The following is a 23,012-nucleotide window of genomic DNA, read 5'->3' as shown; positions in this document are numbered from 1 at the left end:
ATTTGCAGACACGGGTTTTTACCAAAGCATGTCGCGCAAAAGTGTGCAGCGGTTTTGCGGTAACGCATGTGTAAAAATAGAGTCCCTAAAGCGCGAGCGAATCTGAAAGATCGCGACACGCTTTAGAATACCGCCCAGACAATCAGGGCGATGCCGGCCAGTTGCACCAGCATGACGGAAAACAGCGTCAGCAGAATGGCCCAGTTGCGGCCTTCCGTGTTTTCTTCGCCATCAGCCTCATCAGAGACCTCCTGAGGAATTTCACTGTAGGCCGGCTTGGGGATTTCCTCAGGCTTATCAGGATGGTTCGGCGGCACGTCGCTCGGGTAGCCATACCCCTTCCCGGCGTGGCTGTCCTTGCTCATGAAATTCTCCACCCAGACGACTCACCATCTTAGGTTTAGTTATATCAATATTTCGGTATCTGTTAATATAGACTTCCGTTAGGGAAGGTGAACAAATAACAGAAAAACCGCCCTGCAGAGACAGGGCGGCTCAACGGTCCTCCGGGACGGGAAAAAGGCTCAGCCTTCCTCTTTCGGCCGTTCGATGCGAATGACCTGCGGCTCGCCGAAGAGATAACCTTCTGACTTGATCGAGGCGACCGCCCTGCGCACCGATTCTTCCATCGTTGCGTGGGTGACGAGAATGATCGTCTGGTGATGCGATGGCGCCAGATGCTGTTTGGAGCGCTGAACGATCGATTCCAGCGAGATGTTGTTTTCCGCCATGCGGGTTGCGACGCTGGCAAAGACACCGGTGCGGTCGAGCACGGTCAGGCGGATGAAATAGCCGCCCTCGTGGCTCTGCATCTGCGCCTTGCGGTAGGGCTCCAGCGTCGTTGCGGGATGGCCGAGCACCGGCACGCGCTGGGCACCCGGCTGGCTCTTTGCGATATCGGCGATATCGCCGAGCACCGACGAGGCCGTGGCATTGCCGCCGGCGCCGGGGCCGACCATCAGCAGTTCGCCGAGCACGTCGGATTCGATCGCCACCGCATTGGTGACGCCGTCGACCTGGGCGATGACCGAATCGACCGGCACCATGGTGGGATGGACGCGCTGCTCGATGCCGGTATCGGTGCGCTGGGCAACGCCCAGCAGCTTGATGCGATAACCGAGCTCGGCAGCTGCGTGGATATCCTCGATCGAGATGTTGGTGATGCCTTCGAGATAGATGTCGTCGGCTGCGATCTGATTGCCGAAGGCGAGCGTCGTCAGGATGGAAAGCTTATGGGCCGTGTCATTGCCCTCGATATCGAAGGCCGGATCAGCCTCGGCATAACCCAGCCGCTGCGCTTCCTTGAGGCATTCGGCAAAGGAAAGCCCCTCCTTCTCCATCTTGGTCAGGATGTAATTGCAGGTGCCGTTCATGATGCCATAGATGCGCGAGACGGAATTGCCCGTCAGCGATTCACGCAGCGCCTTGATGACCGGGATGCCGCCGGCGACCGCCGCCTCGAAGTTCAGCAGCGACCCCTTTTCCTCGGCGATCGTCGCAAGCTCGACGCCGTGATAGGCAAGCAGCGCCTTGTTGGCTGTCACCACATGGAGACCACGTTGGAGTGCGGCGCGTACAGAGATGTTGGCAGCTCCTTCGGCGCCGCCCATCAGCTCGACGAAGACGTCGATATCGCCCTTTTCGGCAAGCTCTTCCGGCCGGTCGAACCAGGTAACAGTGGAAAGATCGATGCCGCGGTCCCTTGTCCTGTCACGCGCGGAGACCGCCGTGATGGTGATCGGGCGTCCGCAGGTGACGGCAAGCTCGTTGCTTTTCTGCTGAATGATGCGGACAAGCGAGGCGCCAACGGTGCCCAAGCCCGCAATGCCGATTTTGAGGGCATCTGCCATGGATCGATCCTGAAATGTCTGTGTGGCGGCAGCCGCTTGACGCGGCTGCCCAACGGTTGGATTAGCGGTGTGCGTTCAGCGAGATGACGTTGTGCATTGTCTCGTCAGCCGTCGACATGAACTTCTTGATGTTGCGCGCAGCCTGGCGGATACGGTGTTCGTTCTCGACAAGTGCCAGACGGACGTAATCGTCGCCCATTTCGCCGAAGCCGATGCCCGGGGCAACGGCGACGTCGGCCTTCTCGACCAGCAGCTTGGAGAATTCCAGCGAACCGAGGTGACGGAACTTTTCCGGGATCTTCGCCCAGGCGAACATGGTGGCAGCCGGCGGCGGCACCTCGAACCCGGCCTTGCCGAAGCTTTCGACCATGACGTCGCGACGGCGCTTATAGACGTTGCGGACTTCCGCAATGTCGGAGCCGTCGCCGTTCAGCGCGTGCGTCGCCGCCACCTGGATCGGCGTGAAGGCGCCGTAGTCGAGATAGGACTTGACGCGGGTGAGCGCCGCGATCAGCCGCTCGTTGCCGACAGCAAAGCCCATGCGCCAGCCGGGCATGGAGAAGGTCTTCGACATCGAGGTGAACTCGACAGTCACGTCCATTGCGCCCGGCACTTCGAGAACCGACGGCGGCGGAGCGCCGTCGAAGTAGATTTCCGAATAGGCAAGGTCGGAGAGCACGATGATGTCATGCTTTTTCGCAAAGGCGATGACGTCTTTGTAGAAATCGAGCGTCGCGACAAAGGCTGTCGGGTTCGAGGGGTAGTTGAGGATCAACGCTAAGGGCTTCGGAATCGAATGCCGGACCGCGCGTTCGAGCGGCTCGAAGAAGCTCGCATCCGGCTCCACCGACATCGAACGGATCACGCCGCCCGCCATCAGGAAGCCGAAGGCGTGGATCGGATAGGTGGGGTTCGGGCAGAGGATCACGTCGCCAGGCGCGGTGATTGCCTGCGCCATGTTGGCGAAGCCTTCCTTGGAGCCCAAGGTGGCGACCACCTGCGTATCCGGGTTGAGCTTGACGCCGAAACGGCGGGCATAATAAGCGGCCTGAGCGCGGCGCAGGCCCGGAATGCCCTTGGAAGAGGAATAACGGTGCGTGCGCGGATCCTGCACGACCTCGCACAGCTTGTCGACGATCGACTGGGGAGTGGGAAGGTCGGGGTTTCCCATGCCGAGATCGATGATATCGGCGCCGCCCGCTCGCGCGCTTGCTTTCAAACGGTTGACCTGTTCGAAAACATAAGGCGGCAAACGCCGGACTTTGTGAAACTCTTCCATCTCATTCCCCATGGAAAGGCGGCATTTCGGGCCGCTGTCGAAGTTCGTTCCGTCTCCCGGCGGCTGCGACACGAACTTCAGAATCGCAACGCCGTATTCATCAGACCCAAGCGACGCGGCAAATCTTTGACGGAAAGGCCGCGTAACGCGCTTTATCGGGAAAATTATATCTTCCGATCCATCCGGAAGGCTTTGCGTCCAAATTGCCTGAAAGGCAAGGTCTATTTGGAGATTTCGGAGAGCGTATCAGTGCCGTGCTCGGCGGCGAGACGCCGCATTTCAGCGACCTTGGCCTGATATTCGGCCTCCGAGATTGTGCCGGCCTTGCGCCGAGCGGCAAGTGCCGTCAGCTGATGCTGCAGTTCGGCAGCCTGCTCGTCGCTCATCTGGACGTTGGCGGCCGTCAGCGGCGCGCCGAAATTCGGATAGCCATCCGGCGACTTCGCAAGGCCGCCTTCGACCGCCTCGCCCTTGGTGGTCGGCATGACGACGGCGGTCGGCGCCGCTCGCTTGGCAGCGGCAGCGGCCTTTTGTTCCGCCGTCAGATTGCATCCGGCAAGGGCCATCGCCGCCGCGGCGCAGATCAGTGCGGTGCGGTTGAAGGTTGCGATGCGCAGAATGCCGTTCTTCGTCATGCCTCAAAATCCAGTTCTGACTGCTTCGACTGTTAAATTTGTCGCAGCCACAAAGCAATAGCATGAGCCGATGCGGGTGGAACTTGTTTTCTCGTTCAATCACGATGTACAACGAACGGATAAAAAGAGTGGTGCTGCCGCCGGAGGAAATGGTGACCGACAGCAAGCAGGAGAATGGCGGCAAGGCCGGCTTCGACGCGACCGATCTCGATCCCTATCTGTTGAAGGATCCTGAGGCCATGGCGATGAATTTCGCCCGGGCGCTCGAAAATCTCGGACAAGCAGCGTCTGCCTGGCTTGCGCCGCGCGAACGCGGCGAGATCACCGAAAGCACCGTCGATCCGATGACCGACATGGTCAAGACGCTTTCCAAGGTCACCGAATACTGGATTTCCGATCCGCGCCGCACTTTCGAGGCACAGACACAGCTGATGTCCTCGTTCTTCGGCATCTGGATGCGCTCGATGCAACGAATGCAGGGCGATCCCACGCCTCCCGAGCCGGACACCCGCAAGGACAAGCGCTTCTCGGACGAGGACTGGCAGAAGAATCCGTTCTTCGATTTTCTCCGCCAGGTCTATTTCGTCACGACCGACTGGGTGGAAAAGATGGTCTCGGAGACCGATGGCCTCGACGAGCACACCAAGCACAAGGCCGGCTTCTACGTGAAGCAGATCACGGCAGCGCTTTCGCCGACCAACTTCATCGCCACCAATCCGCAGCTCTACCGCGAGACGATCGCGACCAGCGGCGCCAATCTGGTGCGCGGGATGAAGATGCTGGCCGAGGATATCGCTGCCGGACATGGCGACCTTCGTCTTCGCCAGACCGACATGACGAAATTCGCCGTCGGCCGCGATATGGCGCTGACGCCAGGCAAGGTGATCGCCCAGAACGACATCTGCCAGATCATCCAGTACGAGGCTTCGACTGAAACCGTGCTGAAGCGGCCGCTGCTGATCTGCCCGCCCTGGATCAACAAGTTCTATATTCTCGACCTCAACCCGCAAAAATCCTTCATCAAATGGTGCGTTGACCAGGGTCAGACGGTGTTCGTTATTTCCTGGGTCAACCCGGATGCGCGCCACGCCGAGAAGGACTGGACGGCTTATGCCCGCGAAGGCATCGATTTCGCGCTTGATACAATCGAGAAGGCGACAGGCGAGAAGGACGTCAACGCCGTCGGCTACTGCGTCGGCGGCACGCTGCTGGCCGCGACACTGGCGCTGCATGCCAAGGAGAAGAACAAGCGCATCAAGACCGCGACACTCTTCACCACCCAGGTCGACTTCACCCATGCCGGCGACCTCAAGGTCTTTGTCGACGAGGAGCAGCTTGAATCGCTCGAAGAGCATATGCAGGCGGCCGGCTATCTCGACGGCACGAAGATGTCGATGGCCTTCAACATGCTGCGCGCCTCGGAACTGATCTGGCCTTATTTCGTCAACAACTACCTCAAGGGCCAGGATCCCCTGCCCTTCGACCTCTTGTTCTGGAACGCCGATTCGACCCGCATGGCGGCGGCAAACCATGCCTTCTATCTGCGCAATTGCTATCTCAACAATGCGCTGACGCAGAACGAGATGATCCTCGATGGCAAGCGCGTGTCGCTGAAGGACGTGAAGATCCCGATCTATAATCTCGCCACCCGCGAGGATCACATCGCACCTGCCAAGTCCGTCTTCCTCGGCAGCCGGTTCTTCGGCGGCAAGGTGGAATTTGTCGTGACCGGCTCGGGACATATCGCCGGCGTCGTCAATCCGCCCGACAGGAAGAAGTATCAATTCTGGACGGGCGGCCCCGCCAAGGGAGACTACGAGACCTGGCTCGACCAGGCGACGGAGACCCCGGGGTCATGGTGGCCGCATTGGCAGGCCTGGATCGAGACGCATGACGGCAGACGGGTGCAGCCGCGCAAACCCGGCGGCGATGCGTTGAACGCGATCGAGGAAGCGCCGGGAAGTTATGTGATGGAGCGCGCCTGAGACGCCCAACGCATCTCTTTTTGAGACGCCGTGAAAAACTGCAACGCCGCGTAAACAAATTAGAAACCATAATTCGTCATCCTTGCGAGACAGTCGGACGTCGTGGGTGGTCTAAATTCGGCCCATTTGCGCCTGTACCGGCCCCGGCGAAGTTAAGTCAGTCAGTGCCGCCGGCCTGCGTAGCGAGTTTGAAAGACGAGTGTAGTATGGCGTGTGCGGTCGGGACGTTCGATGACGTCACCCTTCTTGGCGGATCTGCTTTCCGTTGGCGCAGATCTCGCGGTTTCCTTTACGGTGTTGTCGGCGCCGGATTTCTGACCTCCACATGGCTGATCGCGACCTTCGCGACGATGCACTCGATGGCCGCTCCCTATTCTCCGTCCGATCGCCTGGCACAGGTCGGCACTGCGCCGAAGGTGGCTCCGTCACCGCACCATGAGCGGCTGATCCATGTCGGCAAGGCCGATCGGCTGGCTGCCTTCGATGCGAAGCCGAAGGTACCGCTGACGGCGAGCCTCATTCAATCCCATGCCGAAAAGACCGCCGCCGCTGCAACGGCGCTCGCGGTTCTCGCCAAAAACAATCGGCTCGCCATGGCTGCCGAGCAGCCGGTCGTGGCCGCGATTTCCGATAGCGTCAAATTCCGCAAGGACGATGTGATCGCGCCGCCGCCGGTCGAACTCGCCTCGGCAGAGACGGAGGAAGACGACGGCGACCGGATCATCGTTCCCTCGAAGGAGGCCGTCGCCGCAGCCGAACTCCCGGCCCTGCTTGCACTTGCCGATGCCGGATCCCGGCAAATCGCGCCGGCTCCGGTCGAGCCAACCACACCTTCTGTCAGAACGGCCTCCATTCCCGCATCGGAACCTGCACCGGTGGTCGTTGCCGCCGCCGACGACGCGCCACCCTTCGATCTCGTGCTGGCGCCGGATGAAGGTTCCGTGCCGCTGCCGATGGCACGTCCTGATGGCCTCATCGGCAAACCGGCACTGGCCTCCAAGGGCTCGCAGCGTTCTGGCGAGCCAGCGCTTGCCTATGCCCAGCCGAACTCGCCGATCGAGGATGACGAGGACGACGCAGTGCCGCGCTACGACAAGCCGGTCTTCTCGCCGAAGCTGCGCGCAGGCGTGGCGATCTACGATATCGAAAACAGCACCGTCTACCTGCCGAACGGCGAACGGCTCGAGGCCCATTCCGGGCTCGGCAAGATGCGTGACAACCCGCGTTTCGTGAACAAGAAGATGCGCGGACCGACGCCGCCACACACCTATGTCCTGACCATGCGCGAGAGCCTTTTCCATGGTGTCCAGGCGCTGCGGCTGACGCCGGTCGAGGGTTCGGACGCCATCTATGACCGTGTCGGCCTTCTCGCCCATACCTACATGCTCGGCAAGAACGGCGATTCCAACGGCTGCGTCTCCTTCAAGGATTACCGTCGGTTCCTCGCCGCCTACAAGCGCGGCGACATCAAGCAGCTCGTGGTGGTGCCGCGGCTGAACAACAAACCGTCTTCGACCTTTGCTTCGCTGTTTTCGCGACGCAGCTAAGGATTGAAGACCGCACTGCCGCTTGCCCGGCAGCGGGCGCTACTTCAACCAGGCTGCGATTCGCTCCACCGCCTCGGCGATCTCAGCTTGCGAGCCCGCATAGGACAGACGCAGGGTTCGATTTCCCTCCAGCGGATCGAAATCCAGACCGGGCGTTGCGGCGACGTCGATTTCCGCGAGCATACGTCTGGCAAAGCCCATGCTGTCATTGGTGAAGCGGGTGACGTCGAGATAGGCGTAGAAGGCGCCGTCCATCGGCGACGCGATCGAAAACCCGATCTGCGGCAGTCGCCGCATCAGCAAGTCGCGGTTGGTGGCATAGCTCGCCTTATAACGATCGAGCTCCGCGCCAGAGCTCAGAGCGGCCGTGGCGGCGATCTGGGAGAGCTCAGGCGGGGAGATGTAGAGGCTCTGCGCCACCCGCTCGATCGGCCGCACCAGGCGTTCCGGCAGCACCATCCAGCCGATTCGCCAGCCGGTCATGCAATAATATTTGGAGAAGGAGTTGATGACGATCGCCTCGTCGGTCAATTCCAGCGCGCTCGCCTCCTCGCCGGCGAAGGTCAGCCCGTGATAGATTTCATCGGAGATGAAGGCGATGGAATGGGCCGCGCAATAATCTGCAAGCGCCTGCAGCCCATCGCGGCCGGTCACGGTGCCGGTCGGGTTGGCGGGGCTTGCGAGCAGCACGCCCCTCAGCGTCATGCCGCTTTCCTTCTGTGCGGCCTCGAGGCTTTGCGGCGTCAGGGTGAACTGGGTCTCGGCCGTTACCGGCACTTCGAGAACCTTCAGGCCCAGCGCGCCGAGAATATTGCGATAGGCGGGATAACCAGGTCTTGCGATCGCCACCGCATCGCCGGCATCGAAGAGTGACAGGAAGGCGAGATTGAAACCTGCCGAGGAGCCGGTGGTGATGGCGATGCGCGTGGGATCGATCTCCAGGCCGTGGCGATCCTTGTAGTGCCAGGCGAGCGCCGATTTCAGCCGCGCCGTTCCCAGCGCATCGGTATAACCGATCCGGCCTTCGGTAAGGGCTGTGCGGGCCGCTTCGAGTGCCGCTTGAGGTGCCGGATGCGAGGGCTGACCGACCGCCATCGAGATCACGGGATGGCCGGCCGCACGCCGCTTCGTCGCCTCCGCCAAGACGTCCATGGCGTGAAAAGGCTCGACATCGCTGCGTTTGGATATGGAAAACAAGATCGTTTCTCGCTCAGCTTCTTCAATGACGGCCAGACAATTGCCGCATTAATCGGCTCATCACAATCCCGCGAGGGTCGCGCGGGGGTGAAAATTCCTGTTTGAGCAGAACCGAACGCACCGTACCTTGACGCGACGCATTCAAGTCCATAACCCGGCGATGGTCTTCTTGACCAAGACGACCGCATTGCCGATGACGAGGATATCATGGCCTTCTTCTCGAAAACCTTCACCGCACTGGCGCTGGCCGCATCGATCGCCCTTCCGCTTCCGGCGGCAGCGCTCGACGACCAGCAGAAGAAGGAGTTCGGCGAATTCATCAAGCAATACCTGATCGAGAATCCCGAGATCATGCTGGAAGTCCAGGATGCGCTGCAGAAGAAGCAGGAAGCCCAGCGCCTGGTGAAGGCCAATATGGCGATCGAAGAGAACACCACCGACATCTTTGAGTCGAAGAACGACGTCACGCTCGGCAATCCCAAGGGCGATGTCACTGTCGTCGAATTCTTCGATTACAATTGCAGCTACTGCCGTCATGCGCTTCCCGACATGCAGGCCATGTTGAAAAAGGACAAGAACGTCCGTTTCGTCCTCAAGGAATTCCCGATCCTCGGGCCTGATTCGGTCGCCGCCCACAAGGTGGCCGACGCCTTCCGCAAGCTGGCACCGGAGAAATATGCCGATTTCCACGTCGCCCTTCTCGGCACCGAAGGCCGAGCCTCCGACGAAACAGCGATCGCTGTCGCCACTTCGCTCGGCGTCAGCGAGGACAAGATCCGCGCCGAGATGGCAAAGAGCCCGAATGACGGAATCGTCCAGGCGACCTACCAGCTCGCCTCCAGTCTCGGCATCAGCGGCACGCCGTCTTATGTGATCGGCAATGAATTGGTGCCAGGCGCCGTCGGGCTCGACGATCTCGAAGCCAAGGTCAAGAACATGCGCAGCTGCGGCAAGACCGCCTGCTGAGCAAACCAAAGCGCGTCGCAATCTTTCAGTTTGCGCCCCTCGCGCTTTAGATATTTATGTTTGCGCATGTCGTTGTCGCAAAACCGCTGCACACTTTTGCGCGACATGCTTGAGCTCCCGGCCGCCCATCAAATCGCCAAAATCGAAGCGTTTCAACCATGTGGACAAATGTGGCGCGATTCCTGCTGGCCAATCCGTAAGGGCTTTCATTCAGCCTTCGCGGAGTCTATAGGTTGCCGTCGTACATTTTACGGAACATTCGATGACGCAAACGATTTTTGTCCTGAACGGCCCCAACCTGAACATGCTGGGTAAACGAGAGCCCGGCATTTATGGCGGCAAGACGCTCAAGGACATCGAGGCAGACTGCAAGGCCGCAGGCCGCGAACTCGGCCTCGATATCGACTTCCGCCAGAGCAACCACGAAGGCACGCTCGTCGACTGGTTCCATGAGGCCGACGAAAAGGCCGTCGGCGTTGCCATCAATGCAGGCGCCTATACGCATACATCGGTCGCGCTGCATGATGCGATCCGCGCTATTTCAGTTCCCGTCGTCGAGCTCCACATATCCAACGTGCATGCACGGGAAGAATTCCGCCACAAGTCGATGATCGCGCCGGCATGCAAAGGCGTGATCTGCGGCTTCGGGCCTCACAGCTACATCCTGGCGCTCCACGCGCTGAAGAACATCACGGCATAAGAAGAAGACAGGGCAACACCATGGCTGAAAAGAAATCGGGTATCGACCAGGCACTGATCCGCGATCTCGCCAATATTCTCAACGAAACGGATCTGACGGAGATCGAGGTCGAGCAGGACGACCTGCGTATCCGGGTTTCGCGCGCCGGCACGCCGCAATATGTTCAGGCGCCGATCGCAGCACCTGGTTATGCCGCGCCTGCAGCCGCTGCTGCGGCAGTCGCTGCCGCCCCGGCGGCAGCTCCCGGCCGCAACCCGGCCAATGTCGTCAATGCACCGATGGTGGGCACCGTCTACATGGCGCCGGCTCCGGGCGCGCGTGCCTTCATCGAAGTCGGCGCGACCGTCAAGGAAGGCCAGACGCTCCTCATCATCGAAGCGATGAAGACGATGAACCAGATCCCCTCGCCGAAGTCAGGCAAGGTGACCGAGATCCTCGTCGATGACGGGCATCCCGTCGAATACGGCCAAGCCCTCGTCGTCATCGAATAGGCCCATGCCCATGATTTCGAAAATCCTCATCGCCAATCGCGGGGAAATCGCCCTTCGCGTGCTCCGGGCCTGCAAGGAGCTCGGCATCGCCTGCGTCGTGGTTCATTCCACCGCCGACGCCGATGCCATGCATGTGCGCCTTGCCGACGAAAGTGTGTGCATCGGCCCGCCCTCCTCGCGCGAGAGCTATCTCAACATCCACCAGATCGTCGCCGCCTGCGAGATCACCGGCGCTGACGCCGTGCATCCGGGCTACGGCTTTCTGTCGGAGAATGCCAAGTTCGCCGATATCCTCGAAGCCCACGGCATCACCTTTATCGGGCCGACGGCGGACCATATCCGCATCATGGGCGATAAGATCACCGCCAAGACGACGGCGCTGGAACTCGGCATTCCCGTCGTTCCGGGCTCGGACGGCGAAGTGAAGACCGAAGAGGATGCGCTGAAGACAGCGGCCGAAATCGGCTATCCCGTGCTGATCAAGGCAACCGCCGGCGGCGGCGGACGCGGCATGAAAGTCGCCAAGAGCGAGGCCGACGTGATCGAGGCCTGGTCGACGGCGCGCACGGAAGCTGCAGCCGCCTTCGGCAATGATGCCGTCTATATGGAAAAATATCTCGGCAAACCGCGCCATATCGAAATCCAGGTGTTCGGCGACGGCGAAGGCAATGCCATCCATCTCGGCGAGCGCGACTGCTCGCTGCAGCGCCGCCATCAAAAGGTCTGGGAAGAGGCGAATTCGCCGGCGCTCAACGTCGAGCAGCGCATGAAGATCGGCCAGATCTGCGCCGACGCCATGAAGAAGCTGAAATATCGCGGTGCCGGCACGATCGAATTCCTCTATGAGAATGGCGAGTTCTATTTCATCGAAATGAACACCCGCCTGCAGGTGGAGCATCCGATAACGGAAGCGATCACCGGCATCGACCTGGTGCACGAGCAGATCCGCGTCGCTTCCGGCGGCGGTCTCTCGGTGACTCAGGACGAAGTGCATTTTTCCGGGCACGCCATCGAGTGCCGCATCAATGCCGAGCACCCGCGCACCTTCGTGCCCTCACCCGGCACGATCACGCATTTCCACGCGCCGGGCGGCCTTGGCGTGCGCATCGATTCCGGTGCCTATCAGGGCTACAAGATCCCCCCTTATTACGACAGCCTCATCGGCAAGCTGATCGTGCACGGCCGTACCCGGGTCGAATGCATGATGCGCCTGCGCCGGGCGCTTGACGAATTTGTCGTCGACGGCATCAATACGACGCTGCCGCTGTTCCAGGATCTCGTCTCGAACCAGGATATCGCCAACGGCGACTACGACATCCACTGGCTGGAACACTACCTCGCCAACAACCCGGCGGCATAGGACAGGAATGGCAGGATCGCGCAGGAAGTCACCAGGCATCACCCCTGACATTCTCCTGCGCGCCTATTCCATCGGCCTCTTCCCGATGGCCGAATCCGCCGACGACCCAGAGATCTTCTGGGTCGAGCCGGAATTGCGCGGCGTGCTGCCGCTCGACCATTTCCACGTGTCGAAAAGCCTTGCCAAGGCGGTGCGCAAGAAACCCTTCGAGATCCGTTTCGATCACGCGTTCGATGAGGTGATCGCTGCCTGTGCGGAGGAGACATCCGGGCGCCCCAGCACCTGGATCAACAAGACGATCAGATCACTTTACTCGACCCTCTTCGACATGGGCCATGCCCATACGGTCGAAGCTTGGGAGGGCGATGAACTGGTCGGCGGCCTCTACGGCGTCTCGCTCGGCTCGGCCTTCTTCGGCGAAAGCATGTTTTCGCGCCGGACGGATGCCTCGAAGATCTGCCTCGTGCATCTCGTCGACCGGCTGCGGGAAAGGGGCTTCACGCTGCTCGACACGCAGTTCACCACCGAGCACCTGAAGACGTTCGGAGCGATCGACGTTCCGAAGGCCGACTATGCCCTGATGCTTTCTGCGGCAATGGAGTCGCCGCACCTTAAGTTTTAAGCGCGATCAATTCGTCCATGCGTTGATTTTTCAGCCGATTTGGCTAGGTTCGAAAAATACAACGGGGGATAGAATTTTGAAACGATATTTTGCAGCCGCGATCCTTTTGACCTTGTTTATGGGTCAAGCCGGCGCACGCCCATACCAGGACATGTTCCCCAGCAGGACCGATTTTTCCGACGCGGAAAAGCCGTTGCTGGAGAAGCTTGATTTCCAGCAGGGCGTGATCAAGCTGCCTGAAGCGAAGGCAACGCTAAACGTGCCCGCCGACTTCTACTATCTCAGCCCTGCCGACACGAAGACGGTGCTCGTCGACATCTGGGGAAATCCTCCGGCGGCGGCGGAGGGAACGATGGGAATGATCTTCCCGGCGAAATACGCGCCGACCGATGTCGAGGCCTGGGGCTCCATCGTGGAATACAGCGCCGACGGCTATGTCTCGGATGTCGACGCCGCCACGACGAATTACGACGAATTGCTGCAAAACATCAAAGATTCCATCAGGGAAAACAACGTCGAACGCGAAAAGCAGGGTTTTCAGAAGATCACGCTTGTCGGCTGGGCTTCCACGCCGCACTACGACACATCGGCGCATGCCATGCACTGGGCGCGTGATCTGGTGTTCGGCGATGACACGCAGGCACAGCACACGCTGAACTATTCCGTGCGCGTGCTCGGACGCCAGGGTGTATTCCAATTCGACTTCGTCGCCGGCCTCGCTCAATTGACGGAGATCGAGGGCGTCATTCCGTCCGTCACCAAGCTCGTGCAGTTCGACAAGGGGATGGCCTATACTGACTATGTCGAAGGCGACAAGATCGCGGCCTATGGGATGGCGGGAATGATTGCTGCCGGCGCGGGCGCCAAGATTGCCGCCAAGGTGGGATTGCTGGCATTCGCCCTCGCCTTCTTCAAGAAGGCCGGCGTCCTCGTCTTCATCGTGTTCGCCGCTGCGCTTCGCTTTGCCAAGGGCCTTTTCAGCAGGAACAAGACACCCACTGCATAGGCTCACCAGGCTATTGCGTAATTCAACGCGTTACAGCGTCTGCCCGTCTGAAAAGACGCGCGGCGCTGTAAGGCGTGATGAGAGGTGTTAGCGGGCTGTCGCCTTGGTGCCGTCGGGAGCCGGGACGTCCGAGGTTGTCTTGCAGTCTTTCAGCCAGACGTCGTAGATCGGGTGCTCGACGGCGTTGAGGCCGGGGCTGGCGGCGAACATCCAACCAGTGAAGATGCGGCGGATCTTGCGGTCGAGGGTGATCTCGTCAACCTCGACGAAACCGTCGATCTTCTGCGCTTCCGACTGGTCGCGCGAATAACAGGCCTTCGGCGTCACCTGCAGTGCGCCGAACTGTACCGTCTCATCGACATAGACGTCGAACGTCGTGATGCGGCCGGTGATCTTGTCGAGGCCGGAGAAGACGGCAACCGGATTTTCGATACGTGCCGCATTTGCCGCAACTGGCGGAAGCAGGGCCGAGAGCGCCAGCAGCGATCCGGCGGCACGCAGGACCTTGTTCCGCGTGAAGAGCTTCATGTGTACCCGTCTCCAGACATTTTCAGTTCACGGCCGCGGTCAAGCGCGGCCAACCTGCGGGTAAAGGTCAATTGTGGCCAAAAGCCGGGTCTTGGGATCGCCCCGGTCGGGCCGTCTCAGTTACCCGGCGTCCAGGCGTCGTAATCGCCGGTGACGCGTGGACGCTCGCCCGGAACGGCGATGGAGCCCGGCGGACGATAGGCCTGCGGTGAACCGGTATGGTTGGGACGGTGCGGCTTTTGCCATTCCTTGGCGACGTAGCTCTCCTTGGACGGAGGAACATCGGTGCGATGATGCATCCAGCCATGCCAACCCGGCGGAATGGCGGAGGCTTCGGCATAACCCTTGTAGATCACCCAGCGCTTCGGCAGACCGTAGGAAGACATGCCGCCTTCGTAATAGACGTTGCCGAATTCATCTTCGCCGACGCGCTTGCCAAAACGCCAGGTCGCAAAACGCGTGCCCATCGTCTGACCGTTCCACCAGGTAAAGGTCTGAACCAGAAGATTCCACATGTCTTTTCCTTGTGCCCGCCAGATGCGAGCCAAACCAGAATTCGTTTCCTCGCTTATGCCGTCGCCAAGCCGAATTGTCCAGCGATTCCACGACAGCCACGGGTCATTTCAAAGCCATCTTAAAGCCCAGATGCGAGGGCTTGAAGCCCAGCCTTTCATAGAAACGATGGGCATCCCTACGCACCGCATTCGAGGTTAGGGCTACCCGCCTGATACCGCGGCCTTTTGCCTCGGCAATGGCGAACTCGATCATCGCGGCACCGACCCCCTGCCCGCGCATATCGGCACGCGTCTGCACCGCCTCGATGATCATCGCCGAGGAGCCACGGCCAGTGAGCGACGTGGTCACCATCGTCTGGAACGTGCCGACCACCTCGCCGCCGCGCTCTGCGACGTAAAGTGTCTGGTCGGGCGAAGCCTCGATGACGGCAAAGGCCCCGAGATAATCCGGGAAGGCTTCAGCTTCCGTGGTATCGCCATGACCGCCAAGCGCATCGGCGGCAAACATTGCCACGAGCGCCGGCAGATCTTCCCTGCTTGCCCGGCGAATGAGAATGTCGGGCAACTCGACCACCATGGCCTCAATGCCCTTCGAGCGGCTTTTCAAAGATCAGCGCCGGAATGCCGGATTGCCCGGCTCCGCTATTCTCGTTGCGGCCGACTTCGGTGAAGCCGTGCGAGAGATAGAAGGCGATCGCCGCCGCATTCTGCGGTTCGACTTCGAGACGCATGATCTCCGCATCCGGGAAGCAGGTTTCGAGCTCGGCAAAGATATCGCGGCCGATGCCTTGGCGCTGCAGCGCCGGCCTGACGTAGAGGAGATGCAGCATGACCGTCTTCGTCAGTGCCTGCGACATTGCCGCATAACCCATGCCGCCGATATTGCGGCCGTCGTCGGCGACGAGGAATTCGGCATCCTTTCGCACGAGGCGCGCCTTCAGCGCCGCCGGCGAAAAGAGATTGGCGATCAGATCCTCCACCTTGGCTACGCCATGAAGCCCGTCATAGGTGGCGTGAAAGCTCTCGGCCAGGAGGGCGCGCACCTTCTCCAGGTCGCGCTCACCGGCAGTGCGGACGAAATACACCGCTTATTCCTCGATGCCGAGCTTCGCCTTGACGAGGGCCTGGACAGCCTGCGGATTGGCCTTGCCGCCGGTCGCCTTCATCACCTGGCCGACGAACCATGCTGCCATGGTTGGCTTCGCCTTGACCTTTTCGACCTGATCGGGATTGGCGGCGATGATCTCGTCCACGGCCTTTTCGATCGCGCCGGTATCCGTCACCTGCTTCATGCCGCGCGCCTCGACGATCTCGGCGGGATCGCCGCCCTCGGTGAGCACGATCTCGAAGAGATCCTTGGCGATCTTGCCGGATATGGTTCCCGCCTTGATGAGATCGATGATGGCGCCGAGCTGGGCCGGCGAAACCGGCGTCTGCTCGATATCCTTGCCGGTCCGGTTCAGGGCGCCGAGCAGATCGTTGATCACCCAGTTGGCGGCCGTCTTGCCGTCACGGCCTGCGGCGACGGCTTCGAAATAATCGGCAATCGCTTTTTCGGAAACGAGCACCGAGGCGTCGTAGATCGACAGGCCGAGCTCGCGCACGAAGCGCTCCTTCTTGTCGTCGGGCAGTTCCGGCAGATCGGCTTCGAGCGCCTTGATGAAGGCATCGCCGAATTCGAGCGGCAGCAGATCCGGATCGGGGAAATAACGATAGTCGTGCGCATCTTCCTTGGAGCGCATCGATCGCGTCTCGCCCTTGTTCGGATCGAAAAGGCGGGTCTCCTGATCGATCTTGCCGCCTTCCTCCAGAATGCCGATCTGGCGACGGGCTTCATATTCGATCGCCTGGCCGATGAAGCGGATGGAGTTGACGTTCTTGATCTCGCAGCGCGTGCCGAAACCCTCGCCCGGGCGGCGGACGGAGACGTTGACGTCGGCGCGCATCGAACCTTCGTCCATGTTGCCGTCGCAGGTGCCGAGATAGCGCACGATCGAGCGCAGTTTGGTCATATAGGCCTTGGCCTCGTCGGACGAGCGCATGTCGGGCTTGGAGACGATCTCCATCAGGGCGACGCCGGAACGGTTCAGATCGACATAGGACATGGTCGCGTGCTGGTCATGCATCGACTTGCCGGCGTCCTGCTCCAGATGCAGGCGCTCGATGCCGATCTCGATATCCTCGAACTGGCCCTGACGGTCCGGCCCGAGCGAAATGACGATCTTGCCCTCGCCGACGATCGGATCCTTGAACTGCGAGATCTGATAGCCCTGCGGTAGGTCGGGATAGAAATAGTTCTTGCGATCAAAGAGGGAGCGCTTGTTGATCTGGGCTTTCAGGCCGAGGCCGGTGCGAACAGCCTGCTTGACGCATTCCTCGTTGATGACGGGCAGCATGCCGGGCATGGCGGCGTCGACCAGCGAGACGTTCGAATTCTGCGGCTTGCCGAATTCCGTCGAGGCGCCGGAGAAGAGCTTCGAATTCGACAGCACCTGGGCATGGACTTCCATGCCGACGATGACCTCCCAGTCGCCGGTGGCGCCGGGGATGAAGCGTTTCGGATCAGGCGTGCGGACGTCGACAAGGGTCATCTGATGCTCTTTGCAGGCTGTTCTTTTCCACTGGTGAGGTAAAGGAAATGGCGTGCCGGTGCAAGGCTTTCGCCGTGGTCCGCATCACGGTTTTGCCGTTCGTTAACGGAGCCACGCTAGGGTTTCCTGATGACGATGATCGATATCCTCAAATCGGCCTTGCTGTTTCTGACGCTGAACCTCTTGGTGTTTTCGATCTATTTCATGGACAAGCAGGCGGCGCGCCACGGCGGGAGGCGCATCAGCGAGCGCACGCTTCTCATCCTTGCGCTGATCGGCGGCAGCCTTGGCGCGCTGGCTGCACAGCAGTTGCTGCGCCACAAGACGAGAAAGGAGCCGTTCCGGTCAATCCTGGCGGCGATCCTGATCCTGCACGGCGCACTGATTGCTGTGCTGGCGTTCCTGCCGCAATGGAGCCCTCTCCTTCTTTAGGACTTTTGAAGCATCAGAATTCCAGCCCATAGCCACCTTGGCCATCCGAAACGAGCTGTTTCGTCAGTCCAACGGAGGGCACGTCGCGGTCGAGCTTCGGATTGTAGGCAACCGAGAGCCAGTGAATGCTGTAGCCGTGCTTCTGGAAGAAGCCGATCGCCTCGCTATTGCCGGAATGGGTCTGCATCGCCGCCTTCTCGAGGCCCTGATCGGCGATCTCCTTTTCGATGCGGACGAGAAGGGCCGAACCGAGGCCCTGGCGGGTGAAGGCGGGATCGATCCAGAAATCCGAGATGGTTTCGTCCAGTCCCTCGCGCGCCGCCCAGCCTGCGACCTGGCCGTTCTGCTCGACAACGGTGATGGTCAGCCAGTCGTTTTCCACGAAGTTCCGAAAGGCGTTGCGCGCTGCATCGATCATCGCGTCCGATTCGCCGATCGACGCCATCGCATTTTGCCAGGCCCTGAGCCCGATCTCGCTCAATAGCTCCGCTTCACCGTCGCGGGCATTGCGAATGTGGATCAACGACACCTCCGCGTTACCCCTCAACTAGACCATTGAGTCGCGGAATTTACCAGTACCTCCAAAGGGATGATCGGCCAAAAGTAAGGTTTTCGACTGGTTTTGACCGGAGACCACGCTCTTGACCGAATTTTCCGGGCTGAATAATAAACCCTATCGAGGTGTTTTATGTTGAGCCTGCCTGAGACCCGGTAAAGGCCCTGCCCGCAAGTTCGCTTGCGCGCATGGGCCCGAAAAACGAAGCCCTGACGTTCGAATGAGCGCCAGATCGTTTTTGTGCGCCCTGCCGGGCGCGACACCGGATCTCAACACATGGACATTTCTCGCACGGAGCAGCGCATCCTGCATCTCATGGCCCAGGGCGGCCGCATTGAAATTACCCGCGACGACGACAGGAAGATCGAGGCAGTCAGTTGCTTCACCCGCGACGGCTGGGTCTATCCCGGCGTCGACCTCGATCTCTTCCGCAGGCTGAAGCGGCTAAGGGCAATCAAGTCCTCAGGCGGCCAGCCTTACCGGATCACCGAAAGAGGGCTGAGGCTGGTCAGGTCACAGCTGAACAACAGGTAATAGTGGCACTCCTGATCGCGTCTCGAACGGGCGCGATCAGGGTATCGCCTCAAGCCTTTGCAGAGAGTTCCGTCCGCATCGCCGACCACTCGTCGGCCATCGAGCCCGTGCCGCGCCTCTTGCCGGCACGGCTATACCAGTAATCGGCGTTCCAGTCATCGCCCTCGATGCGATGGCAAAGGGCGTGCCCCCAGTCGAACGGCTGTTCGCCTTCGTGGCGCTGGCAGATGTCGTGGAGCGCCTGCCAATCCGGGCCCATGGCGAAACCGCCGGCAGCGAGGCGATCAGCTGCCTCGATCAATCGCACAAGATCCTGTTTCGGCATGAGGCCTCCTCCCGGTTCCGGCTGTCAATTAGCCAACCATGCGGCAAAGCCGAGGGCGCCGACCGTTTCGTGGTCGGCAGCCGCTATCGGGATCGTTAGCTCCGTTACCACCACTTGGCCGGCGTAAACCGGCCGGCTGCCTGCTCGATGACGTGGGCGGTCTTGAAGAGGGTTTCCTCATCGAAGGGCTTGCCGATCAGCTGCAGGCCGAGCGGCAGGCCCTTGTGATCGAGGCCGGCCGGCACGGCGATGCCGGGAAGGCCCGCCATGTTGACCGTCACCGTGAAGATGTCGTTCAGATACATCTTCACCGGATCGGCGGCGAGGTTCTCATCGGCAACGCCGAAGGCCGACGACGGCGTTGCCGGCGTCAGGATGGCGTCGACGCCGGCGTCGAAGGCGAGTTCGAAATCGCGCTTGATCAGCGTGCGGACCTTCTGGGCGCGGATGTAATAGGCATCGTAATAACCGGCCGACAGCACATAGGTGCCGATCATGATGCGGCGCTTGACTTCTTTGCCGAAGCCCGCGGCCCGGGTCTTCTCATACATGTCGACGATATCCTTGCCGTCGACGCGCAGGCCGTAGCGCACGCCGTCGTAACGCGCGAGGTTCGAGGAGGCCTCGGCCGGAGCGACGATGTAATAGGCTGGAAGGGCGTATTTGGTGTGCGGCAGCGAGATGTCGACGATCTCGGCGCCGGCATCCTTCAGCCAGGCGATGCCCTGGCGCCAGAGGGTTTCGATCTCGTCGGGCATGCCCTCGACACGGTATTCGTTCGGGATGCCGATCTTCATGCCCTTCAGCGATTGGCCGAGAGCTGCTTCGTAATCCGGCACCGGCAGATCGACCGACGTCGTGTCCTTTGCGTCGACGCTTGCCATCGACTTCAAAAGGATTGCGGCATCGCGCACGTCGCGGGCGATCGGGCCAGCCTGGTCGAGCGAGGAGGCAAAGGCGACGGTGCCCCAGCGCGAGCAGCGGCCATAGGTCGGCTTGATGCCGACGGTGCCGGTGAAGGCTGCTGGCTGGCGGATCGAGCCGCCGGTATCGGTCGCGGTGGCGCCAGCGCAAAGATGCGCAGCGACGGCTGCGGCCGAACCGCCGGAGGAGCCGCCGGGCACGAGTTGCTGGTTGGAGCCTGCGGCGCGCCAGGGATTGATCACCGGGCCGTAATAGGATGTTTCATTCGACGAGCCCATGGCGAATTCGTCCATGTTGAGCTTGCCGAGCATGACGGCGCCGTCATCCCAGAGGTTCTGCGTGACGGTCGATTCATAACGCGGCTCGAAACCATCGAGAATGTGGCTGCAGGCCTGGGTGTGAACGCCGACGGTGGCAAAGAGATCCTTGATGCCGAGCGGAATGCCTTCGAGTTCGCCTGCCTTGCCGGTGGCGATGCGCTCGTCGGAGTTCTTCGCCATGACGCGGGCGAGATCCGGCGTGACCTTTATATAGGCGTTCAGCCGGTCATTGGCCGCATCGATCGCCGAGATATAGGCTTCGGTCAGCTCGATCGCGGTGATTTCCTTGGCGCGCAGCTTCTGGCGGGCTTCGGCAATGGTCAGGCTGGTGAGTTCGCTCATCGTGTTTTCGCTTCAGATCTGGAAATGGCAACAGGGTCGGAAAGAGGCTTCGAAGCCTTATTCGACGACTTTCGGCACCAGGAAAAAATTGTGGTCGGTGACGGGCGCATTGGCGACGATATCGGCTGCCTTGCTGCCGTCGGTCACCTCATCGGTCCGCTTCTTCATCGCCATCGGGGTCACCGAGGTCATCGCCTCGACGCCGTCGACATTAACTTCGGAGAGTTGCTCGACGAAGCCAAGGATGCCGTTCAGCTCGCCGACCATGCGATTTGCCTCGTCCTCGGAGACGGCAATACGGGCAAGGCGGGCGACGCGCTTCACGGTGGCAAGATCGACGGACATGGCATTCTCCGGATAGGATTTTTCCTACCCGCTATAAAGGCCATGTCCGCCTGACGCAACGGGATTTCGTCAGATCGACAGGCTCTCGGAAGGCTTGATCGCCCTCACATCCGTCTGCGATCCCTCCATGCCGGCAATGAATTTTTCGGCCGTCTGATCGATGATCGGGAAGGTGCCGTAATGGCAGGGGATCGCGGTCTTGAAGTTGAAATAGCGCCGGCAGGCGAGTGCAGCCACCGCGCCGCCCATGGTGAAGCGGTCGCCGACCGGCACGAAGCCGATATCGGGCTGGTGCAATTCGTTGATCAGCGCCATGTCGGAGAAGATATCGGTATCGCCCATGGCAAGGATCGAGGCTTCGTCGTCGAAATGCAGCATCAGGCCATTGGCGTTGCCGAGCGCATGCGAGACGCCGTCCTCAGTGATCTGGGCGGAGGAGTGCAGTGCATTGGTGAATGTCGCCGAGAAACTGCCGAGCGCGATCGTGCCGCCGGTATTGCCCATCTCGATCTTGTCGACGCCCTTGGAGCCGAGCCAAGCGGCGAGATCGGCATTGGCGAGAACGACGGCGCCGGTTTCCTTGGCGAGTGCCACGGTATCGCCGACATGATCGCCATGGCCATGCGTCAACAGGATGTGCGTGATGCCTGCGGAAACATCCTTGATATCCTGGCCGGAAAAGGAGGCGTTGTAGCTGAGGAATGGGTCGAGCAGGATCTTCGCCTTGGATGTCTCGATGCGGAAGGCGGAATGGCCGAGCCAGGTGATCTTCATGAAATGTCTCCTTTATTACGTGATGCAAAGCCGGTTTCGATGCCACATCAAAGAATGAGGACATGATGTCGTCCGAAAACCGCTCACACTTTTCGGCGTCATGCCCTAAGGACATATCTTATGCGGCCGCAAAGAAAAGCGGCGGCGACTTCAATTTGTTTTGACGGGATGAAACGGCGATGACGGTGCTGACAATCGAGGAAATGGCCGAGACGCTAGCCCCGCGACAGGCAATTGCCGGCCTCGATCTCGGCACCAAGACGATCGGGCTTTCGATGTCCGATCTCGGGCGGCGTTTCGCCACGCCGCGCACGGTGATCCGCCGCGTCAAGTTCACCATCGATGCCCAGGCGCTATTGGACTTCGTGGCAGCGGAAAAGGTCGCAGGCTTTATCATCGGCCTGCCGATGAACATGGATGGATCAGCAGGTCCGCGCGTGCAGGCAACGCGCGCCTTCGTGCGCAATATGGAGCAGAAGACGGCGCTGCCTTTCGTCTATTGGGATGAGCGGCTTTCGACGGTCGCCGCCGAACGGACGCTGCTCGAAATGGACGTCTCGCGCGCCAAGCGGGCCGGACGGATCGATTCGGCCGCCGCAAGCTTCATCCTTCAGGGCGCGCTCGACAGGCTTTCCTTGCTGGCAAGGTCTGATGGAGACGAATTCAGCGCCTGACGCACCTTCCACCAGGCGATGATCGACTTGCGCTTCCTCAGGCCAAGGATGGCGAAGACGACGAGGCTGTCCACCGCGATCGCGCGGGCAACGAGTGGCGGGATGGTCTCCGGCGGAATGCCGAGCGCCTTGCCGTAAAGCTCGAAGGTCAGGTCATGGACCTGCCGCGTGAACATGAAGATGCCGAAACTCATGTCGTAATAGGAGAGCCAATACCATCCGCCCAGAAAGACGATGGGGCCGGCCCAGAAGATCAGAAACCACTTCATGCGGCCTCTCCTCCATGCTTGCGCGCCACGGGCAGATCGAGGGAGACCAACCAGGTCGACAATGCCATGATGCAAAGCACCAGCGTCGGAATTGCGATATCCAGCGCCAGGACTGCGAAAAACATCATCGCCGTCACCAGAAACGCGGCTTTAGCGATCTTGGTTGCCATGGGCGTCAACTCGGGGCTCTACTCATACATCTCTGCTCACCGCCACACTGTCGGCTTGACCAGCCCCGCGCAATG

The 23,012-nt window shown here is 60.6% G+C and carries 28 protein-coding genes; 11 read left to right on the top strand and 17 right to left on the bottom strand.

Annotation, left to right across the window (positions count from 1 at the left end; all coding sequences use genetic code 11):
* Positions 1-122: 122 nt before the first annotated feature.
* The 4 genes from AC1D2N_RS21060 to AC1D2N_RS21045 all read right to left on the bottom strand — a co-directional run bounded on the left by AC1D2N_RS21060 (position 123) and on the right by AC1D2N_RS21045 (position 3,764).
* Positions 123-365, bottom strand: a complete 243-nt coding sequence (locus AC1D2N_RS21060) for a hypothetical protein (RefSeq protein ID WP_018241845.1) — start codon at positions 363-365, stop codon at positions 123-125.
* 159 nt (positions 366-524) lie between these two features.
* A complete protein-coding gene (locus AC1D2N_RS21055) occupies positions 525-1,850 on the bottom strand; it encodes a homoserine dehydrogenase (protein WP_130652300.1) in 1,326 nt (441 codons plus the stop codon).
* A 61-nt stretch (positions 1,851-1,911) separates the two neighbouring features.
* Positions 1,912-3,129, bottom strand: a complete 1,218-nt coding sequence (locus AC1D2N_RS21050) for an LL-diaminopimelate aminotransferase (protein WP_024320683.1) — start codon at positions 3,127-3,129, stop codon at positions 1,912-1,914.
* Positions 3,130-3,350: 221 nt separating this feature from the next.
* Entirely contained in the window at positions 3,351-3,764 is a 414-nt protein-coding gene (locus AC1D2N_RS21045; protein ID WP_130652299.1) for a hypothetical protein, read from the bottom strand.
* Between the two features lie 149 nt (positions 3,765-3,913).
* Here AC1D2N_RS21045 and phaC point away from each other — a divergent pair, with 149 nt between their 5' ends.
* Together phaC and AC1D2N_RS21035 are read left to right on the top strand one after the other, a co-directional pair.
* On the top strand, positions 3,914-5,749 hold the full coding sequence (gene phaC, locus AC1D2N_RS21040; protein ID WP_245484483.1) for a class I poly(R)-hydroxyalkanoic acid synthase: 1,836 nt from the start codon (positions 3,914-3,916) through the stop codon (positions 5,747-5,749).
* A gap of 206 nt (positions 5,750-5,955) precedes the next feature.
* Positions 5,956-7,296 (top strand): DUF2778 domain-containing protein, encoded by a 1,341-nt coding sequence (locus AC1D2N_RS21035; RefSeq protein WP_130652298.1) that lies wholly within the window; start codon positions 5,956-5,958, stop codon positions 7,294-7,296.
* A gap of 39 nt (positions 7,297-7,335) precedes the next feature.
* Here AC1D2N_RS21035 and AC1D2N_RS21030 read toward each other — a convergent pair whose 3' ends face one another.
* The gene (locus AC1D2N_RS21030; RefSeq protein ID WP_130652297.1) at positions 7,336-8,493 is read right to left on the bottom strand and encodes a pyridoxal phosphate-dependent aminotransferase; all 1,158 of its coding nucleotides are present in this window, start codon (positions 8,491-8,493) and stop codon (positions 7,336-7,338) included.
* 207 nt (positions 8,494-8,700) lie between these two features.
* On the opposite strand from AC1D2N_RS21030, the gene AC1D2N_RS21025 reads away from it, so the two are divergent.
* The 6 genes from AC1D2N_RS21025 to AC1D2N_RS21000 all read left to right on the top strand — a co-directional run bounded on the left by AC1D2N_RS21025 (position 8,701) and on the right by AC1D2N_RS21000 (position 13,638).
* Entirely contained in the window at positions 8,701-9,459 is a 759-nt protein-coding gene (locus tag AC1D2N_RS21025; protein ID WP_028732029.1) for a DsbA family protein, read from the top strand.
* Between the two features lie 262 nt (positions 9,460-9,721).
* Positions 9,722-10,159, top strand: a complete 438-nt coding sequence (aroQ, locus tag AC1D2N_RS21020; protein WP_018241837.1) for a type II 3-dehydroquinate dehydratase — start codon at positions 9,722-9,724, stop codon at positions 10,157-10,159.
* 20 nt (positions 10,160-10,179) lie between these two features.
* A complete protein-coding gene (gene accB / locus AC1D2N_RS21015; RefSeq protein WP_018241836.1) occupies positions 10,180-10,650 on the top strand; it encodes an acetyl-CoA carboxylase biotin carboxyl carrier protein in 471 nt (156 codons plus the stop codon).
* Between the two features lie 4 nt (positions 10,651-10,654).
* A complete protein-coding gene (gene accC / locus AC1D2N_RS21010) occupies positions 10,655-12,010 on the top strand; it encodes an acetyl-CoA carboxylase biotin carboxylase subunit (protein WP_018241835.1) in 1,356 nt (451 codons plus the stop codon).
* 7 nt (positions 12,011-12,017) lie between these two features.
* Positions 12,018-12,632 carry a leucyl/phenylalanyl-tRNA--protein transferase gene (gene aat, locus AC1D2N_RS21005; RefSeq protein ID WP_018445596.1) on the top strand — a complete coding sequence of 205 codons (615 nt, stop codon included), beginning with the start codon at positions 12,018-12,020 and terminating at the stop codon, positions 12,630-12,632.
* 76 nt (positions 12,633-12,708) lie between these two features.
* A complete protein-coding gene (locus AC1D2N_RS21000) occupies positions 12,709-13,638 on the top strand; it encodes a DUF2167 domain-containing protein (protein ID WP_130652296.1) in 930 nt (309 codons plus the stop codon).
* An 87-nt stretch (positions 13,639-13,725) separates the two neighbouring features.
* Here AC1D2N_RS21000 and AC1D2N_RS20995 read toward each other — a convergent pair whose 3' ends face one another.
* From AC1D2N_RS20995 to gatB, 5 genes are all read right to left on the bottom strand, one after another.
* Entirely contained in the window at positions 13,726-14,166 is a 441-nt protein-coding gene (locus AC1D2N_RS20995; RefSeq protein ID WP_028732032.1) for a DUF2155 domain-containing protein, read from the bottom strand.
* A 116-nt stretch (positions 14,167-14,282) separates the two neighbouring features.
* A complete protein-coding gene (locus AC1D2N_RS20990; RefSeq protein WP_018241831.1) occupies positions 14,283-14,681 on the bottom strand; it encodes an NADH:ubiquinone oxidoreductase subunit NDUFA12 in 399 nt (132 codons plus the stop codon).
* Positions 14,682-14,784: 103 nt separating this feature from the next.
* Positions 14,785-15,258 carry a GNAT family N-acetyltransferase gene (locus AC1D2N_RS20985; protein WP_130652295.1) on the bottom strand — a complete coding sequence of 158 codons (474 nt, stop codon included), beginning with the start codon at positions 15,256-15,258 and terminating at the stop codon, positions 14,785-14,787.
* Positions 15,259-15,262: 4 nt separating this feature from the next.
* Positions 15,263-15,766 carry a GNAT family N-acetyltransferase gene (locus AC1D2N_RS20980; protein ID WP_130652294.1) on the bottom strand — a complete coding sequence of 168 codons (504 nt, stop codon included), beginning with the start codon at positions 15,764-15,766 and terminating at the stop codon, positions 15,263-15,265.
* A gap of 3 nt (positions 15,767-15,769) precedes the next feature.
* Positions 15,770-17,272, bottom strand: coding sequence for an Asp-tRNA(Asn)/Glu-tRNA(Gln) amidotransferase subunit GatB (gene gatB / locus AC1D2N_RS20975; protein ID WP_130652293.1), 1,503 nt, complete (start codon positions 17,270-17,272; stop codon positions 15,770-15,772).
* A gap of 129 nt (positions 17,273-17,401) precedes the next feature.
* Between gatB and AC1D2N_RS20970 the strand changes: the two genes are divergently transcribed.
* Entirely contained in the window at positions 17,402-17,704 is a 303-nt protein-coding gene (locus tag AC1D2N_RS20970) for a DUF1294 domain-containing protein (protein WP_130652292.1), read from the top strand.
* Positions 17,705-17,717: 13 nt separating this feature from the next.
* Here the strand turns inward: AC1D2N_RS20970 and AC1D2N_RS20965 are convergent, their stop codons facing one another.
* A complete protein-coding gene (locus tag AC1D2N_RS20965) occupies positions 17,718-18,227 on the bottom strand; it encodes a GNAT family N-acetyltransferase (RefSeq protein WP_003558950.1) in 510 nt (169 codons plus the stop codon).
* 309 nt (positions 18,228-18,536) lie between these two features.
* Between AC1D2N_RS20965 and AC1D2N_RS20960 the strand changes: the two genes are divergently transcribed.
* Entirely contained in the window at positions 18,537-18,794 is a 258-nt protein-coding gene (locus tag AC1D2N_RS20960) for a YjhX family toxin (protein ID WP_018241825.1), read from the top strand.
* A 49-nt stretch (positions 18,795-18,843) separates the two neighbouring features.
* Here AC1D2N_RS20960 and AC1D2N_RS20955 read toward each other — a convergent pair whose 3' ends face one another.
* The 4 genes from AC1D2N_RS20955 to AC1D2N_RS20940 form a co-directional block, all read right to left on the bottom strand.
* The gene (locus AC1D2N_RS20955; RefSeq protein ID WP_130652291.1) at positions 18,844-19,119 is read right to left on the bottom strand and encodes a hypothetical protein; all 276 of its coding nucleotides are present in this window, start codon (positions 19,117-19,119) and stop codon (positions 18,844-18,846) included.
* A 104-nt stretch (positions 19,120-19,223) separates the two neighbouring features.
* Positions 19,224-20,705: an Asp-tRNA(Asn)/Glu-tRNA(Gln) amidotransferase subunit GatA gene (gene gatA / locus AC1D2N_RS20950; RefSeq protein WP_018241823.1), complete on the bottom strand. Its 1,482-nt coding sequence runs from the start codon at positions 20,703-20,705 to the stop codon at positions 19,224-19,226.
* A gap of 57 nt (positions 20,706-20,762) precedes the next feature.
* Entirely contained in the window at positions 20,763-21,050 is a 288-nt protein-coding gene (gatC, locus tag AC1D2N_RS20945; RefSeq protein ID WP_003558942.1) for an Asp-tRNA(Asn)/Glu-tRNA(Gln) amidotransferase subunit GatC, read from the bottom strand.
* Positions 21,051-21,119: 69 nt separating this feature from the next.
* The gene (locus tag AC1D2N_RS20940; RefSeq protein WP_018241822.1) at positions 21,120-21,824 is read right to left on the bottom strand and encodes a metal-dependent hydrolase; all 705 of its coding nucleotides are present in this window, start codon (positions 21,822-21,824) and stop codon (positions 21,120-21,122) included.
* Positions 21,825-22,003: 179 nt separating this feature from the next.
* Between AC1D2N_RS20940 and ruvX the strand changes: the two genes are divergently transcribed.
* The gene (gene ruvX / locus AC1D2N_RS20935) at positions 22,004-22,498 is read left to right on the top strand and encodes a Holliday junction resolvase RuvX (protein WP_130652290.1); all 495 of its coding nucleotides are present in this window, start codon (positions 22,004-22,006) and stop codon (positions 22,496-22,498) included.
* Here the strand turns inward: ruvX and AC1D2N_RS20930 are convergent.
* Both AC1D2N_RS20930 and AC1D2N_RS20925 read right to left on the bottom strand, forming a co-directional pair.
* Positions 22,435-22,767 carry a DUF6105 family protein gene (locus AC1D2N_RS20930; protein WP_130652289.1) on the bottom strand — a complete coding sequence of 111 codons (333 nt, stop codon included), beginning with the start codon at positions 22,765-22,767 and terminating at the stop codon, positions 22,435-22,437. The two genes, ruvX and AC1D2N_RS20930, sit on opposite strands and share 64 nt — an antisense overlap.
* Entirely contained in the window at positions 22,764-22,937 is a 174-nt protein-coding gene (locus AC1D2N_RS20925; RefSeq protein ID WP_018445607.1) for a hypothetical protein, read from the bottom strand. The genes AC1D2N_RS20930 and AC1D2N_RS20925 overlap by 4 nt, the downstream gene beginning before the upstream one ends.
* Positions 22,938-23,012: the final 75 nt, after the last annotated feature.

This window comes from Rhizobium sp. P1_B8 (genome assembly GCF_056406515.1).
This window is presented reverse-complemented; position numbering and strand designations above follow the sequence as displayed.

What these genes read in the sequence shown, in the direction of transcription:
- AC1D2N_RS21060 (WP_018241845.1), bottom strand. Translation starts at nt 365, where the DNA reads ATGAGCAAGGACAGCCACGCCGGGAAGGGGTATGGCTACCCGAGCGAC.
- AC1D2N_RS21045 (WP_130652299.1), bottom strand. Translation starts at nt 3,764, where the DNA reads ATGACGAAGAACGGCATTCTGCGCATCGCAACCTTCAACCGCACCGCA.
- AC1D2N_RS20990 (WP_018241831.1), bottom strand. Translation starts at nt 14,681, where the DNA reads ATGTGGAATCTTCTGGTTCAGACCTTTACCTGGTGGAACGGTCAGACG.
- phaC (WP_245484483.1), top strand. Translation starts at nt 3,914, where the DNA reads ATGGTGACCGACAGCAAGCAGGAGAATGGCGGCAAGGCCGGCTTCGAC.
- AC1D2N_RS21035 (WP_130652298.1), top strand. Translation starts at nt 5,956, where the DNA reads ATGGCGTGTGCGGTCGGGACGTTCGATGACGTCACCCTTCTTGGCGGA.
- gatA (WP_018241823.1), bottom strand. Translation starts at nt 20,705, where the DNA reads ATGAGCGAACTCACCAGCCTGACCATTGCCGAAGCCCGCCAGAAGCTG.
- gatC (WP_003558942.1), bottom strand. Translation starts at nt 21,050, where the DNA reads ATGTCCGTCGATCTTGCCACCGTGAAGCGCGTCGCCCGCCTTGCCCGT.
- aat (WP_018445596.1), top strand. Translation starts at nt 12,018, where the DNA reads ATGGCAGGATCGCGCAGGAAGTCACCAGGCATCACCCCTGACATTCTC.
- gatB (WP_130652293.1), bottom strand. Translation starts at nt 17,272, where the DNA reads ATGACCCTTGTCGACGTCCGCACGCCTGATCCGAAACGCTTCATCCCC.
- AC1D2N_RS20960 (WP_018241825.1), top strand. Translation starts at nt 18,537, where the DNA reads ATGGACATTTCTCGCACGGAGCAGCGCATCCTGCATCTCATGGCCCAG.
- AC1D2N_RS20940 (WP_018241822.1), bottom strand. Translation starts at nt 21,824, where the DNA reads ATGAAGATCACCTGGCTCGGCCATTCCGCCTTCCGCATCGAGACATCC.
- aroQ (WP_018241837.1), top strand. Translation starts at nt 9,722, where the DNA reads ATGACGCAAACGATTTTTGTCCTGAACGGCCCCAACCTGAACATGCTG.
- AC1D2N_RS20925 (WP_018445607.1), bottom strand. Translation starts at nt 22,937, where the DNA reads ATGGCAACCAAGATCGCTAAAGCCGCGTTTCTGGTGACGGCGATGATG.
- AC1D2N_RS20995 (WP_028732032.1), bottom strand. Translation starts at nt 14,166, where the DNA reads ATGAAGCTCTTCACGCGGAACAAGGTCCTGCGTGCCGCCGGATCGCTG.
- AC1D2N_RS21050 (WP_024320683.1), bottom strand. Translation starts at nt 3,129, where the DNA reads ATGGAAGAGTTTCACAAAGTCCGGCGTTTGCCGCCTTATGTTTTCGAA.
- AC1D2N_RS21055 (WP_130652300.1), bottom strand. Translation starts at nt 1,850, where the DNA reads ATGGCAGATGCCCTCAAAATCGGCATTGCGGGCTTGGGCACCGTTGGC.
- AC1D2N_RS20970 (WP_130652292.1), top strand. Translation starts at nt 17,402, where the DNA reads ATGACGATGATCGATATCCTCAAATCGGCCTTGCTGTTTCTGACGCTG.
- AC1D2N_RS20930 (WP_130652289.1), bottom strand. Translation starts at nt 22,767, where the DNA reads ATGAAGTGGTTTCTGATCTTCTGGGCCGGCCCCATCGTCTTTCTGGGC.
- AC1D2N_RS20985 (WP_130652295.1), bottom strand. Translation starts at nt 15,258, where the DNA reads ATGGTGGTCGAGTTGCCCGACATTCTCATTCGCCGGGCAAGCAGGGAA.
- accB (WP_018241836.1), top strand. Translation starts at nt 10,180, where the DNA reads ATGGCTGAAAAGAAATCGGGTATCGACCAGGCACTGATCCGCGATCTC.
- accC (WP_018241835.1), top strand. Translation starts at nt 10,655, where the DNA reads ATGCCCATGATTTCGAAAATCCTCATCGCCAATCGCGGGGAAATCGCC.
- AC1D2N_RS21025 (WP_028732029.1), top strand. Translation starts at nt 8,701, where the DNA reads ATGGCCTTCTTCTCGAAAACCTTCACCGCACTGGCGCTGGCCGCATCG.
- ruvX (WP_130652290.1), top strand. Translation starts at nt 22,004, where the DNA reads ATGACGGTGCTGACAATCGAGGAAATGGCCGAGACGCTAGCCCCGCGA.
- AC1D2N_RS20955 (WP_130652291.1), bottom strand. Translation starts at nt 19,119, where the DNA reads ATGCCGAAACAGGATCTTGTGCGATTGATCGAGGCAGCTGATCGCCTC.